This window comes from Propioniciclava sp. MC1595 (genome assembly GCF_017569205.1).
In the GTDB taxonomy this organism is placed as follows: Bacteria; Actinomycetota; Actinomycetes; order Propionibacteriales; family Propionibacteriaceae; genus Propioniciclava.
Genome location: NZ_CP071870.1, coordinates 3,312,667 through 3,325,195 on the forward strand (window position 1 = coordinate 3,312,667; position 12,529 = coordinate 3,325,195).

A 12,529-nucleotide genomic window follows, 5' to 3' on the forward strand; every position below is an offset into this window, starting at 1 on the left:
GTGGTTGGACGCCTCGAATCTAACGGCGATCCGCGCGGCCCACCGGGGATTCACCGTAGTTGCCACCGAAGTTGGCACCCGGTCCCGGGCGCGGCTTCAGAAGTCGAAGCCCCCGAAGTCACCGCCGCCGAAGTCGCCCCCACCGAAGTCCCCGCCGCCGCCGAAGTCGGCCCCGCCGCCGTCCCCGAAGTCACCGGGGGCGTCGCCGGAGCCCAGCTCGCCCAGGCCCGTGGCGTCCCCCACGTCGCTGCCGAAGTCACCGAGTTCGCCCAGGGCGTCGAAGCCGCCCATGTTGAGGAACGTCGACCACAGGATGATGTCGGTCGCCACGTCGAGCGCGAGCCAGCCGGGCGCGTACTCGGCCTCGGCGTAGCTGTGCTTCACGACCTCCGACCACTGCGGCAGGATCCCGAACAGCACCGCGTACGGCAGCAGACGCTCGTGGAGCTTGGCGATCTCGCCCTTGTCGGTGCCGTCGGGGCCGGCCAGGGCGGGCACGCGCTCGGCCGTGTCGGGCGCCTGCAGCACCTTGAGGCGGTCGGCCTCGGCCATGGTCATGTAGAGCTTGAGCCCGTCGAGCTCGTCGTTGATGCGCCGGCCCTCGGGGGTCAGCCGCCACGGCTTGGGCTTGATGAACATCGTCGCCATGCCGCCGACGACGGTGAACCCGAGCAGCGGGACCGCCCCCGCGGGAGCCCCCCAGGCCAGCGTGATGAAGCCGAGCAGGGCCAGCCCGATGCCGGCCCACCCCGCCCACAGGAAGGGCGCCGGGACGCCGTGGCGCACCCAGCCGCGTCGCACGACCGTGTCGTGGGCGATGGGGATCGCCTGCCGCAGCAGGCGCGTGCGCTCGGGGTCGGGCCGCAGCTCGACCCGGGTCAGGCCCGACCCGGACGGGAAGATCGCGCGGTACACCGCGAGCGGCACCTCGGGCAGCTCGGGCTCGCGGATGTCGTCGCGCTGGACGAACCACACCTTGTCGCGGCCCTCGCCGACGACCCCGACCTGCCAGACGCCGCGCACCGCGAGGTCGAGGATCTCGGCCGGGATGATCGTCGAGCCCGACACCTCGCGGCGCAGGGCCGCGGACAGGCCGGGCGTGACGACGCGCGGCGGGGCGAAGGCGACGGCGACGGTCTGGTTGCCGATGGCGTCCCGCTCGCGCCGGGCGAGCACGACGCGCGCGACGACGGCGACGACCGTCGCGATGGCGAGGAGGGCGGCCCAGATCATGCACCCAGCCTACGGAGGCCCCCAACCCCCGCCAGGCTGGCGTAGACGGACGCCGTGGCCGCGGCGTCCTGCCCCCCACCCTCGACCCACGCCGGGGACGTCCCGGCGCGGGAGTGGTCGGCGCGGAGCACCTCGACCCAGTCCGGCATGATCCCGAACAGGGCGGCGTAGGGCAGCAGGCGCTCGTGTGCCTTCACGCGGGAGACGGCGTCGGTGTCGAGGACGCGGCTGCGCTCGTCGTCGGGCAGCGTCATGTAGGCGCGCAGCCCCTCGACCTCGTCGACCAGACGGCGACCCTCGGGGGTGAGGGTCCAGGGCTTCACGCCGAGGAACTGGCTGAAGAAGCCTGCCGAGCCGCCGTAGATGATGAGGGGCAGGCCCTCCGGCCCACCCGGGTCGACCAGGCTGCCGGCCTTGTTCATCGCCGCCGCGATCGGGATCGCCAGCGACCCCGCGAGCAGCGCCTGCCCGACCAGGTTGAGCACCAGGTAGTGCCCGCGGTGGCGACGCACCCACCCCTTCGCCACGACGAGGTCCTCGGCGCGGGTGCGGGCCTCCTTGGCGTGGGCGGCACGGGTGTCGCTGGGGACCAGGGTGCGGGCCACGGTCATGTCCGCCCGGTTGAAGACCCCGCGGTAGACCGCCTCGGGCACCTGGTCGAGGATCGGGCCGTAGGGGCTGGGCCGGAGCAGGACCCACGTCCCCGCCCCGTCGACCTCGCGGACGCCCAGCTGCCAGGCGCCCTTCACGGCCAGGTCGAGCACCTCCGCGACGACGCCCTCGGCGTCGTTGACGTCCCGCAGCAGCCTCGCCGCGACGCCCGGCGTCAGCTCCGGGGGTGGCGTGTAGGTCGGTCGGATCGGTCGCACGCGCGGCGCGTCCCGGGCCCTCAGGGTCATCACGACCCGCACGACGAGGTACACGGTGGCCGCCACGGCGAGGAGGGTGGGCCACAGCATGCGCCCGACCCTAGCGGGCCTCCTCGACAAGGGCCCAAGCCCTCATCCGAAAGGACGACATCCGCCCGGAACCCTCCTGCGGAGGACCGAGCGGGGCGGGTGGGCGGACGCCCGGCCACGCCCGCGGCGTCCAGCACTAATCTGGGCAGGAACGTCGCACCAGGAGGACCCATGCCTCAGCTCCGCTCCCGCACCACCACCCACGGCCGCAACATGGCCGGCGCCCGCGCGCTCTGGCGCGCGACCGGCATGACCGACAGCGACTTCGGCAAGCCGATCGTGGCGATCGCGAACTCCTTCACGCAGTTCGTGCCGGGGCACGTGCACCTCAAGGACATGGGCCAGCTCGTCGCCGGCGCCGTTGCCGAGGCGGGCGGCGTGGGCCGCGAGTTCAACACCATCGCCGTCGACGACGGCATCGCGATGGGCCACTCGGGCATGCTCTACAGCCTGCCCAGCCGCGAGGTCATCGCCGACGCGGTCGAGTACATGGTCAACGCCCACCAGGCCGACGCGCTGGTCTGCATCAGCAACTGCGACAAGATCACCCCGGGCATGCTGCTGGCGGCGCTGCGGCTGAACATCCCGACCGTGTTCGTGTCGGGCGGCCCGATGGAGGCCGGGCGCATCCTCGGCGACCGCGTGGTCTCCGGCGCCCCCGACGAGCAGGACCGCTACGACCTCATCGACGCCATGTACAAGGCGGTCGACGAGAACGTCTCCGACGACCAGCTGCTCGCCATCGAGCAGAGCGCGTGCCCGACGTGCGGCTCGTGCTCGGGCATGTTCACCGCGAACTCCATGAACTGCCTCACCGAGGCGCTCGGGCTGTCGCTGCCGGGCAACGGCTCGACGCTGGCCACGGCGTCCGCGCGCCGCGACCTGTTCCTGCGGGCCGGACGCCTCGCGGTCGAGCTGGCCAACCGCTACTACGGGGGCGACGACGACTCGGTGCTGCCGCGCAACATCGCGACCCGCGAGGCGTTCAGCAACGCCATGCGCCTGGACATCGCCATGGGCGGTTCGACCAACACCGTGCTGCACATCCTGGCCGCCGCGATCGAGGCCGGCGTCGACTTCACCATGGACGACATCGACGCCCTCTCCCGGGCCACGCCCTGCCTGAGCAAGGTCGCCCCGAACACGACCGACTACTACATGGAGGACGTGCACCGGGCCGGCGGCATGCCGGCCATCCTCGGCGAGCTGCACCGCGGCGGGCTGCTGGACGCCAACGTGCACGCCGTGCACTCCCCCAGCCTGCAGGCGTGGCTGGACGAGTGGGACATCCGCGGCGGCAAGGTGTCGGCCGAGGCCCTCGACCTCTGGTACGCCGCGCCCGGCGGGGTGCGCACCACCGAGGCGTTCTCCTCCACCAAGCGCTGGGTCGACCTCGACACCGACGCCGAGAACGGCTGCATCCGCTCGGTCGAGCACGCCTACACCGCCGACGGCGGCCTGGGCGTCCTGAAGGGCAACATCGCCCCCGACGGCGCGATCGTGAAGACCGCGGGCGTCCCCGAGCACCAGTGGGTGTTCTCCGGCCCGGCGAAGGTCGCCGAATCGCAGGAGGAGGCGGTCGAGATGATCCTCGGCGGGAAGATCGTCGAGGGCGACGTCGTGGTCGTGCGCTACGAGGGCCCCAAGGGCGGCCCCGGCATGCAGGAGATGCTGTACCCGACCTCCTACCTCAAGGGCATCGGCCTGGGGCCCAAGTGCGCGCTGATCACCGACGGCCGCTTCTCGGGCGGCTCGTCCGGGCTGTCGCTGGGGCACATCTCCCCCGAGGCGGCGTCCGGTGGGCCGATCGGGCTGATCCGCGACGGCGACATCATCTCGATCAACATCCCCGAGCGGTCGATCGACGTCGAGCTGTCCGACGAGGAGCTGGCCACCCGCCGCGCCGAGCAGGACGAGCGCGGCTGGCGTCCGGTCGCCCGGGAGCGCCAGGTCAGCAACGCGCTGAAGATCTACGCGTCGCTGGCGCTGTCGGCCGACAAGGGGGCCGCGCGCCGCGAGCTGGACTGAGACCGCACCCGCACGAATCATCCCCGGTGCTGAGCGGCAACCACCCGCGAGCCGATCCCCGGCGGCGTAACGTGGGGCCATGCTCGACGACATGAGCACCACCTCCTCCGCCCCCACAGCGACCGCCCGCCCGACAGGGTGGACCGTCCCCCGGTCCGTGGCGTGGTTCCGCTACGCCCTGCTCGCCCTCTGCGCCACGGTGGGCATCGGCATGCTGGCCTTCGGCACCCGTCCGGCCGACTTCAACGAGCTCGGCCGGGCGATCAACGCCGGCCGGGTCACCCAGGTGGTCATCGCCAACGCCCTCCCCGAGAACGCCACCGGCACGGCGAGCGCCGAGATCCGCTGGCACGACGGCTTCCTGCCCCGGTTCACCACCGTCCGGCAGGAGATCCCCGGTGACGAGCCCGCCGGTCAGGTCGTGATCAACACCACGAGCCCCTCCTACCCGATCACGGGACGTATCGAGGACCGCCTGCAGGAGTACGCCGGCCAGCCGCTCGACGTGACCCACATCCAGGACTACCGCAACACCACGTGGTGGCTGTACGGCTGGAAGGTCCCGGCGTGGGTCGGCATCGGCGGGCTGCTCGGCGCGCTGCTGACCCTCGGCCTGCTCGTCTCGGGTCCCCAGACCCTGCGCGCGACCCGCTGGGCGTGGTTCTGGGCGATCTCGAGCCCGCTGTCACCCGTGACGATCCCGCTGTTCCTGCTGTTCGGGGTGCCGCGGACGGGCGCGATCGAGCAGCCCTACACGAAGGCCGGACGCCTCACCGGCGGGTGGTCGTTCCTGCTGTTCTGCGTACTGGGTGCCAGCATCGTGCAGAACCTCCTCTGATCCTCCGACCCCAACCCTGGGGTCAGGTCAGCGCCCCTTGCGCCGCCGCTCGCGCAGCGCCTCGAGCTCCTTGCGCTCGGCGGGGGTCAGGCTGTGGATGCCCTGCTCGGAGATCTTCTCCAGCAGGGCGTCCATGCGTTCGTGGTCGGACGCCTGCCGGGCGGCCGCCTTCTGCTCCGCGCGCGCGGCGCGGGGCGTGCGGGGCGCAGCAGCCTGGGGTGCGCGGACGCCCCCACCCTGGCGGATGCGCGGGGCGGACCCGCGGCGTCCGGGCAACCAGGACAGGTCGGACAGCAGGCCGAAGCGACGGGCCACGACCGCGGCCACGAAGAAGGTCACGACGAGGCTGGCCAGGCCGGCCAGGTCACGGATGGCGATGTAGCTGAGCACCTGCAGGGCCACGAGCACCGCGCCGACGATCCAGGCGGGGATGCCGAAGAAGAACGGGCGCCGCGGGTACTCGGCGATCCACAGCAGCAGGACGATGAACTGGATGCTGCGCAGGCCCGCCATCGCGCCGCCGCCCATGGCCAGCCCGACGACGAAGGCGACGACGGTGAGGATCGCCCACAGCGCGACGTAGAGCGACATCATCGGCCGCCGGCCGACCTGGTTCTCCAGGTCGCGGCCGAAGTACCAGAGCAGGACGAGGGTCAGGATGGTCCACAGCGAGATGCCGTCGACGAACGGCCAGGTGACCGCGCGCCAGACCTGCCCCTGCAGGACCTCGGCCGGCACGAACCGCCCGACCTGGTACAGCACGGGCGCGAACGCCGAGGCGACGACGCCCACGGCGCCGATGAGGACGACCAGCATGGTGCTGGTGACGTCCAGCTTCCCGAGGCGGAACCAGGCGTCACCGGAGTGGTCGCGGGACACGTTGAAAGGCGGCACGACTCCAAGGGTGCCAGATCAGCCCTGCGGGTCGACGTCGGGTCGGGACACGGACGCCGCCCGCCGGCCCGTGTAGACCACCGGCTGGGAGAGCGAGCGGACGAAGAGCATGCCCGCGGCCAGCACGATCAGGAAGCCGAGCAGCATGTGCGGCCACGTGACCGCCATCTCGCCCAGGCCGTACTGCACGACGCCGAGGCCGAAGACGACGAAGCCCAGCAGCGCCAGGCCCTTGGTGTTGGACTGCTTGCCGTAGCGCATGCCCGACAGCGCCGACACCAGCGAGGTGCCCAGGAAGACGATCGCCAGCACCGCGTGCACGGCGCGTAGGTCTGGGTTGCCGCCCAACAGGGTGCCGAGGACGCCGAGGGCGAGCGCGATCAGCGCGTTGACGCCCGACGCCCCGCGGAACACCTTCTGGGACAGCAGCGGTTCGAGTCGCGAGGTTGCCACGGCGCCACCCTAGGGCGGGGCGTCGGGCAGGTAAAGGCGCAGTGCGGCTCAGAGCTCGAGGTACTCGGCGATCTCGTCGCCGCGGACGGTCCACAGCGCGTCGATCAGGGCGACCCGGAAGGACGCCGGCCCGCGGCCGTGCTCCTCGGCACGTTCGGACGCCAGGGCGAGCCAGGCGGCACCGGCCAGCGCGGCCTCGAGCGGGCCCGTGACGGCGGAGCAGGCGGCCATCAGCGCCGACACCGCGGCCCGGACGCCGGCCACTTGGGCCAGCATCGACGAGCCGGTCAGGACGGCCACCTCGCGGCCGTTGTGGACGACGTGCTCGGCCGACTCACCCAGGGCCAGCGCGCCCTCGGCGGCGTCGAGGCGGACGCCGTCGAGCTCGGAGTCGGAGGCGCGCACGACCGTGGGCCGGTGGCCGAGGAGGGCGCGGACGCGGTCGACGCGGAGCGGGGCGCGACCCAGGGGGGTGGCGTCCAGGACCCACGGCGTCCCGGCCGAGCGGAGCTGGGCGACGACCGGGTTCACGGCGTCGGACCACTCGGCGACCAGGGTGCCCAGGTCGAGCATGACGGCGTCGGCGGTCTGGGCCGCGGCGAGCGCGTCGGGGCTCGTGCCGGTGACGACCGAACGGGCGCCGGCGCCGTGCAGCACGTCGGCGACGAACGAGGTCGCGGCGCGGGGCGCCACGCAGTGGACGAGGGGTGCGCTCTCGCGAACGGCTTCGGCGGCGAAACCGACGGTCAGGGCGAGTCCGGAACGAGGCATGGGTTCAGTATGACGAACCCGGGGCGTCCTCGCTGGTGAGGACGCCCCGGGTTCGGGTGGTTCGGCGGTCGGTCAGGCGGCGGTGCCGGGCTTGCGCAGCGCCAGCGTGAACAGCGCGACGGCGGCCAGCAGGTAGGCGAAGCCGAGGATGATGTGCACCATCGTGAGGTGCATCTGGCCCAGGGCGATCTGGATGACGGCCAGCACGGGCAGGGAGAGCGCGTGGAACATCAGGCCCTTGTTGCCGCTCGCGCGGCCCCACAGGACGCCGCCGACGCCCGCGAGGATCGCGAACACGAAGTTCATGTTGCCGACCATGCCGTGCAGGGCGTTCAGCGGGCCGGTGCCGCTGAGGGGGCCGGTGGCCAGGAGCGGGGAGATGATCGAGCCGATCGCGGCCAGGAGGGCCGCGACGCGCAGGAAGGTGAGCTTGCCGTTCGAGGTCGTTGCAGTGTTCGTCACGCCCGACAGCATAGCCACTATTCAAGGACTGAACTTCTCGACGTCGCGCGACCTGCGCCGACGGCCCGTGTTTGGTCCGCCGCGGGCCCGCCCACGAAGATGGGCGCATGACCACCGAGGGCCAGCACACGCACTTCGCGGACGCCTTCACCTCCTTCCGCATCCCCGCCACCGACCGCCTCGAGCGGGTCAACCACGGGAAGTCGCTGCGCGCGGGCGTCCCGCACGAGGCGCTGGGCGAATGGGCGGCCACCGACGACCGCCCCGGCGTCGTGGACATCATCGAGCGCTCGCACGAGGGCCGGCTGGACTGGCTGCTGGGCGTCCGGACCGCACGCATGGCGGCGTCCCCCTTCGGCTTTCTCCGCGGCACCGCCAACCTGATGGCACACGACGTGGCGCACCTGCCGGCGACGGGGGTCCAGACGACGGCGTGCGGGGACGCCCACATCGGCAACATCGGCTTCTACCGCTCGCCCGAGGGCCAGCTCGTGATCGACCTCAACGACTTCGACGAGGCCCACACCGGCGCCTGGGAGTGGGACCTGCGCCGGCTCACGGCGTCCATCTGGGTGCTGGGCCGCGACAACGGCGCCAGCGAGGAACAGTGCGCCGACGCGATCCGCGCGTGCGTGGCCGCGTACCGCGACGAGGTCAGTTTCCTGTCCAAGACGCCGCTGCTGTGGCGCGCGTACAACCACCTCGACGTGAACGCCCTCCACGAGACGGCGACCGAGTCGAGCCTGCGCGACGAGATCCACCGGGCGGCCAAGGCGGCCCGCAAGCGGACATCCGACCGCAAGCTGCCCAAGTTGGCCGGCGGCTCCACCGACGCGGCGCGCATCGTCGACGACCCGCCGCTCGTCACGCACCCCTCCGACGCCGAGTACGAGGCCCTCGCCGCCGGACTGGACGCCTACCTGCCCACGCTGACCCCCCAGTGGCGCCGCATCGTCGGCGGCTACTCGCTGGTCGACATCGCCCACAAGGTGGTCGGCGTGGGATCGGTCGGCATGCGCGCCTGGGTCGCGCTGCTGGTCGGCTCGCGGCCCGACGACGTGCTGTTCCTGCAGCTGAAGCAGGCACAGCGCTCGGTGCTGGCCCCGTTCGTGCACGGCGAGACCGCCTGGCACGCCCACCAGGGCCAGCGGGTGGTCGAGTACCAGCAGCAGCTCCAGACCGTGTCCGACCCCCTCCTCGGGTACACGACGGTCGGGGAGCACCAGTACTACGTGCGCCAGTACCGCAACATGAAGGGCGGCGTCCCGCTCGACGCGATGACGCCGGGCGCACTGGTCGACTACTCCGGCATCGTCGGCCACCTGCTCGCCAAGGGGCACGCGCGCACGTCGGGGGCGTCGATCATCTCGGGGTACCTGGGCAAGAAGGAGTCGGCCGTCGAGGCCTTCGTGCACTGGGCCCGCGCCTACGCCGACCAGACCGAGCGCGACCACGCCGTGCTGGTGGCGGCGGTCAAGGCCGGGCGCCTGCCCTACGAGCCGGGGGTCTAGGGCGCCAGCCGCTCCCGCACCCAGTCGACGCCGTCGAGGCGGTAGCGCAGCCGGTCGTGCAGGCGCGAGGTCCGGCCCTGCCAGAACTCCCAGACCTCGGGCACGAGGCGGTAGCCACCCCAGTGGTCCGGACGCCGCGGGTGCAGCCCGTGCTCTGCCGCGGCCTTGGCCGCGTTGGCGACCAGCACGCCCCGGTTGGCGATCACCTGCGACTGGGGCGAGGCCCACGCGCCGATGCGGCTGTCGAGCGGGCGCACCGCGTAGTAGGCGTCCGACTCCTCGGGCGTGACCTTCTCCACGCGCCCCTCCACGCGCACCTGGCGCTCCAGCGGCGCCCAGAAGAACAGCAGGGAGGCGACGGGGTTGGCGTCCAATTCGGCGCCCTTGCGCGAGTCGTAGTTCGTGTACCAGACCAGCCCGGACGCATCGAACTCCTTCAGCAGCACCACCCGGGCCGACGGCCGCCCGTCGGCCGACGCCGTGGCCAGGGTCATCGCGTTCGGCTCGAGCCCCTTGATGCGGCGTGCGTCGGCGAACCAGGCCGCGAACTGCTCCAGCGGCTTGTTGGTGGCGGCTTCCTCGTCCAGTTCGCCCTGCTCGTAGCTCTTGCGGAGTCCGTGGAGGTCCATGCGATCCACCCTAATCCTCGGGAACCCAACGGGCCCCTCGCTCGCAGGTGGCGAACTAGCCGTCCGGGGCCGGAGGACGGTGCCTCGTACGGGACTGTACGACGGACGCCGCGGCACGCGATCCGTCGGCGCCCGGTGGGATACTGGGCCGGTGACCACGGAAGCGGAACTGGGCGCCCTCGGCGGCAAGGGAGCCAACCTCGTGCGGCTGCGCGAGGCCGGCCTGCCCGTGCCCCCCTTCGTGGTGCTCGCCCCCGCCCTGTACGAGGACTTCCTGGCCCAGTCCCAGCTGCGTCCGGTGCTCGAGGCCGCGTGGCAGCAGCCCGCGGCCGAGGCGTCGAAGTTGATCCGGGCCGCGTTCCGCTCGGCGGGCCTCGCCGGCGACCTGGCGGCGCGCATCATCGCCGAACTGGCCCCGCTGCTCACCGGCGGCGAGCTGGCCGCCCCGGTCGCGGTGCGCTCGTCGGCCACGGCCGAGGACCTGCCGGGCCTGTCGTTCGCCGGCCAGCAGGACACGTTCCTCGACGTGGCCACCCTCGACGACGTGCTGCGCCGCGTCGTCGACTGCTGGGCCTCGCTGTGGACCGAACGGGCCATCACCTACCGCGACCGCAACCACGTCGACCACGACCTCGTCTCGATCGCGGTCGTCGTGCAGAGGATGGTGCCGGCCGAGGCGTCAGGGGTGCTGTTCACCGTCAACCCGCGCACCGGACGCCGCGACGAGATGGTCGTCGACGCCGCGCCGGGCCTCGGCGAGGACCTGGTCTCCGGGCGCGTCACGCCCGACTCGTTCACCCTCGACGCCGCCACCGGCGACGTGCGGTCCCAGCAGCTGGCCGGGCCCACGGCGTCCGTGACGGTCGGGCAGCTGCGCGACCTGGCCGCCCTCGGCCGCCGCATCGGCGAGCTCTACGGCGAGCCGATGGACATCGAGTGGGCGCGCGCCGGCGGCGAGCTGTTCGTCGTGCAGGCCCGCCCGATCACGTCTCTGTTCCCGCTGCCGGCGCCCAACCCGGGCGCGCACGCCCAGCCCGAGGTGTGGTTCAGCTTCGGCGCCTTCCAGGGCGTCCTCGGCCCGCTGACCCCGCTGGGCCAGGAGACGATCCGCATCGCGCTCGCCGGCGCGGCCCGGCTCGTCGGCCGCCGCGTCGACTGGCGCACGAACCGCTTCGTCCAGCCCGCCGGAGAACGGCTGTGGCTGCGCTTCGACGACCTCCTGCGTATCCGGGCGACGCGCAGGCTGGTCCTGGAGTTCCTGCCGATGGTCGAGCCGGGCACGGCGGCCATCCTGCGCGACCTCGGCACCGAGCCCGGCCTGCGCGCCACCCGCACCGCGCCGAACCCCGGCGTGGCCGCGGGCTTCCTCGCGCTGCTGCCGCGGATCGGGCCGCGCATCCGGGCGGCCTCGACGAACCCCGCCGGCACGCGGAAGGCCCTGGACCGGGCCGCGGGCGGGCTGGTCCGCCATGTCGAGCAGGCGATGGCCCGGGCGGCCGGGCGGTCCACGCCCCAGGAACGCCTGACCGCCCGCGTCGACGTGATCGACGACCTCGGACGCCGCGCGTTCCCGACCCTGCTGCCCGCCTTCGCGCCGGTCATGGGCCCCACGATGCTGACGCTGAAGCAGCTGCGCGAGCTCGCGCTCCAGACCAAGCTGCCCGACGCCGACGCGCTCGCGCTCAACGTCATGCGGGCCCTGCCCGGCAACGTCACCACCGAGATGGACCTCGCGCTGTCCGACGTGGCGCTGACGATCCGCGGCGACGCGACCGCGTGGGGCTGGGTGGCCGAGACGCCGGCGTCCGACCTCGCCCGCCAGTTCCTGGCCGGGCGGCTGCCGCGCGTGGCCCAGACGGTGATCGGCACGTTCCTCGAGCGCTACGGCATGCGCGGGGTCGCCGAGATCGACCTGGGCGCACCGCGCTGGCGCGACGACCCGACGCCGGTCATGCACACGATCAAGGCCTACCTCGGCATGCCCACGCACACGCAGCCGCGCGCGCTGCACAAGGCCGGCCAGCACGAGGCCGGCCGCTCGATCCGGGCGTTGATGGACGCCTCGACCCCCGCCCGCGCGGCCAAGGTGCGCAAGGCGGCCAAGCTGATCCGCGGGATGGCGGGCGCCCGCGAGACCCCCAAGTTCACGCTGGTGCAGTGCCTCGGGTCGATCCGCTCCGGGCTGGACGCCTCGGCCGCCGAGCTCGTGGAGCAGGGTCGGCTGGGGGCCGTGGCCGACCTGGCGTTCCTGCGGACCGACGAGCTGCGCCGCGCCTTCAGCGCGGAGTGGCAGGACGTCGTCGCGCAGCGGCGCGCGGTGTTCGACGCCGAGGCCCGCCGCGGGCAGGTGCCCCGGGTGCTGGTCGAGGACGGCCGTACGTTCTACGAGGGCCTGTCCGCCGACGCGGCCGACCTGTCCGGCGCCGGTGTCTCACCGGGCGTGGCCGAGGGTGTCGTGCGGGTGGTGCACGACCCGGCGGCCCAACAGCTGCGGGCCGGCGAGATCCTGGTCTGCCGCGGCACCGACCCCGCTTGGACACCCCTGTTCATCGCCGCCGCAGGGCTCGTGACCGAGGTGGGCGGGCTGATGACGCACGGGTCGGTGGTCGCCCGCGAGTACGGGATCCCCGCCGTCGTGGGCGTGCACGACGCCACCCGCCGGCTGGTCGACGGGCAGCGGGTCCGCATCGACGGCAGCTCGGGCGCGATCGAGCTGCTGGGCTGACCCCGGACGCTCGTCGGGCTTCGACG

Annotated in this window: 11 protein-coding genes; 4 read left to right on the forward strand and 7 right to left on the reverse strand. The window is 73.0% G+C overall.

Features of this window, described 5'->3' with window-relative positions; translation table 11 throughout:
• Window positions 1-96: 96 nt before the first annotated feature.
• Window positions 97-1,233, reverse strand: coding sequence for a DUF2207 family protein (locus J4N02_RS16050; protein WP_182814674.1), 1,137 nt, complete (start codon window positions 1,231-1,233; stop codon window positions 97-99).
• Window positions 1,230-2,192 carry a DUF2207 family protein gene (locus J4N02_RS16055; protein WP_188334265.1) on the reverse strand — a complete coding sequence of 321 codons (963 nt, stop codon included), beginning with the start codon at window positions 2,190-2,192 and terminating at the stop codon, window positions 1,230-1,232. The genes J4N02_RS16050 and J4N02_RS16055 overlap by 4 nt, the downstream gene beginning before the upstream one ends.
• Before the next feature lie 171 nt (window positions 2,193-2,363).
• Here J4N02_RS16055 and ilvD point away from each other — a divergent pair, with 171 nt between their 5' ends.
• Both ilvD and J4N02_RS16065 read left to right on the forward strand, forming a co-directional pair.
• Entirely contained in the window at window positions 2,364-4,220 is a 1,857-nt protein-coding gene (gene ilvD / locus J4N02_RS16060; RefSeq protein WP_188334264.1) for a dihydroxy-acid dehydratase, read from the forward strand.
• Window positions 4,221-4,311: 91 nt separating this feature from the next.
• The gene (locus J4N02_RS16065; protein ID WP_188334263.1) at window positions 4,312-5,058 is read left to right on the forward strand and encodes a hypothetical protein; all 747 of its coding nucleotides are present in this window, start codon (window positions 4,312-4,314) and stop codon (window positions 5,056-5,058) included.
• A 27-nt stretch (window positions 5,059-5,085) separates the two neighbouring features.
• Here the strand turns inward: J4N02_RS16065 and J4N02_RS16070 are convergent, their stop codons facing one another.
• From J4N02_RS16070 to J4N02_RS16085, 4 genes are all read right to left on the reverse strand, one after another.
• Window positions 5,086-5,952 (reverse strand): rhomboid family intramembrane serine protease, encoded by an 867-nt coding sequence (locus J4N02_RS16070; protein ID WP_188334262.1) that lies wholly within the window; start codon window positions 5,950-5,952, stop codon window positions 5,086-5,088.
• An 18-nt stretch (window positions 5,953-5,970) separates the two neighbouring features.
• The gene (locus tag J4N02_RS16075; protein ID WP_182814669.1) at window positions 5,971-6,405 is read right to left on the reverse strand and encodes a hypothetical protein; all 435 of its coding nucleotides are present in this window, start codon (window positions 6,403-6,405) and stop codon (window positions 5,971-5,973) included.
• A gap of 48 nt (window positions 6,406-6,453) precedes the next feature.
• Window positions 6,454-7,176, reverse strand: coding sequence for a hydroxyethylthiazole kinase (locus J4N02_RS16080; RefSeq protein WP_188334261.1), 723 nt, complete (start codon window positions 7,174-7,176; stop codon window positions 6,454-6,456).
• A gap of 72 nt (window positions 7,177-7,248) precedes the next feature.
• Complete coding sequence (locus J4N02_RS16085) at window positions 7,249-7,638, reverse strand: hypothetical protein (RefSeq protein WP_188334260.1); 390 nt, start codon at window positions 7,636-7,638, stop codon at window positions 7,249-7,251.
• Between the two features lie 107 nt (window positions 7,639-7,745).
• On the opposite strand from J4N02_RS16085, the gene J4N02_RS16090 reads away from it, so the two are divergent.
• Window positions 7,746-9,149: a DUF2252 domain-containing protein gene (locus tag J4N02_RS16090; RefSeq protein ID WP_188334259.1), complete on the forward strand. Its 1,404-nt coding sequence runs from the start codon at window positions 7,746-7,748 to the stop codon at window positions 9,147-9,149.
• Here the strand turns inward: J4N02_RS16090 and pdxH are convergent.
• Complete coding sequence (gene pdxH, locus J4N02_RS16095) at window positions 9,146-9,778, reverse strand: pyridoxamine 5'-phosphate oxidase (RefSeq protein ID WP_188334258.1); 633 nt, start codon at window positions 9,776-9,778, stop codon at window positions 9,146-9,148. The two genes, J4N02_RS16090 and pdxH, sit on opposite strands and share 4 nt — an antisense overlap.
• Window positions 9,779-9,929: 151 nt before the next feature.
• Here pdxH and J4N02_RS16100 point away from each other — a divergent pair, with 151 nt between their 5' ends.
• A complete protein-coding gene (locus tag J4N02_RS16100; protein WP_188334257.1) occupies window positions 9,930-12,503 on the forward strand; it encodes a PEP/pyruvate-binding domain-containing protein in 2,574 nt (857 codons plus the stop codon).
• The last annotated feature ends 26 nt before the right edge of the window (window positions 12,504-12,529 follow it).

Excerpts from the sequence above, each read along its gene's own strand:
- pdxH (WP_188334258.1), bottom strand. The coding sequence starts at position 9,778 with ATGGACCTCCACGGACTCCGCAAGAGCTACGAGCAGGGCGAACTGGAC.
- J4N02_RS16065 (WP_188334263.1), top strand. The coding sequence starts at position 4,312 with ATGAGCACCACCTCCTCCGCCCCCACAGCGACCGCCCGCCCGACAGGG.
- J4N02_RS16055 (WP_188334265.1), bottom strand. The coding sequence starts at position 2,192 with ATGCTGTGGCCCACCCTCCTCGCCGTGGCGGCCACCGTGTACCTCGTC.
- J4N02_RS16080 (WP_188334261.1), bottom strand. The coding sequence starts at position 7,176 with ATGCCTCGTTCCGGACTCGCCCTGACCGTCGGTTTCGCCGCCGAAGCC.
- J4N02_RS16090 (WP_188334259.1), top strand. The coding sequence starts at position 7,746 with ATGACCACCGAGGGCCAGCACACGCACTTCGCGGACGCCTTCACCTCC.
- J4N02_RS16050 (WP_182814674.1), bottom strand. The coding sequence starts at position 1,233 with ATGATCTGGGCCGCCCTCCTCGCCATCGCGACGGTCGTCGCCGTCGTC.
- ilvD (WP_188334264.1), top strand. The coding sequence starts at position 2,364 with ATGCCTCAGCTCCGCTCCCGCACCACCACCCACGGCCGCAACATGGCC.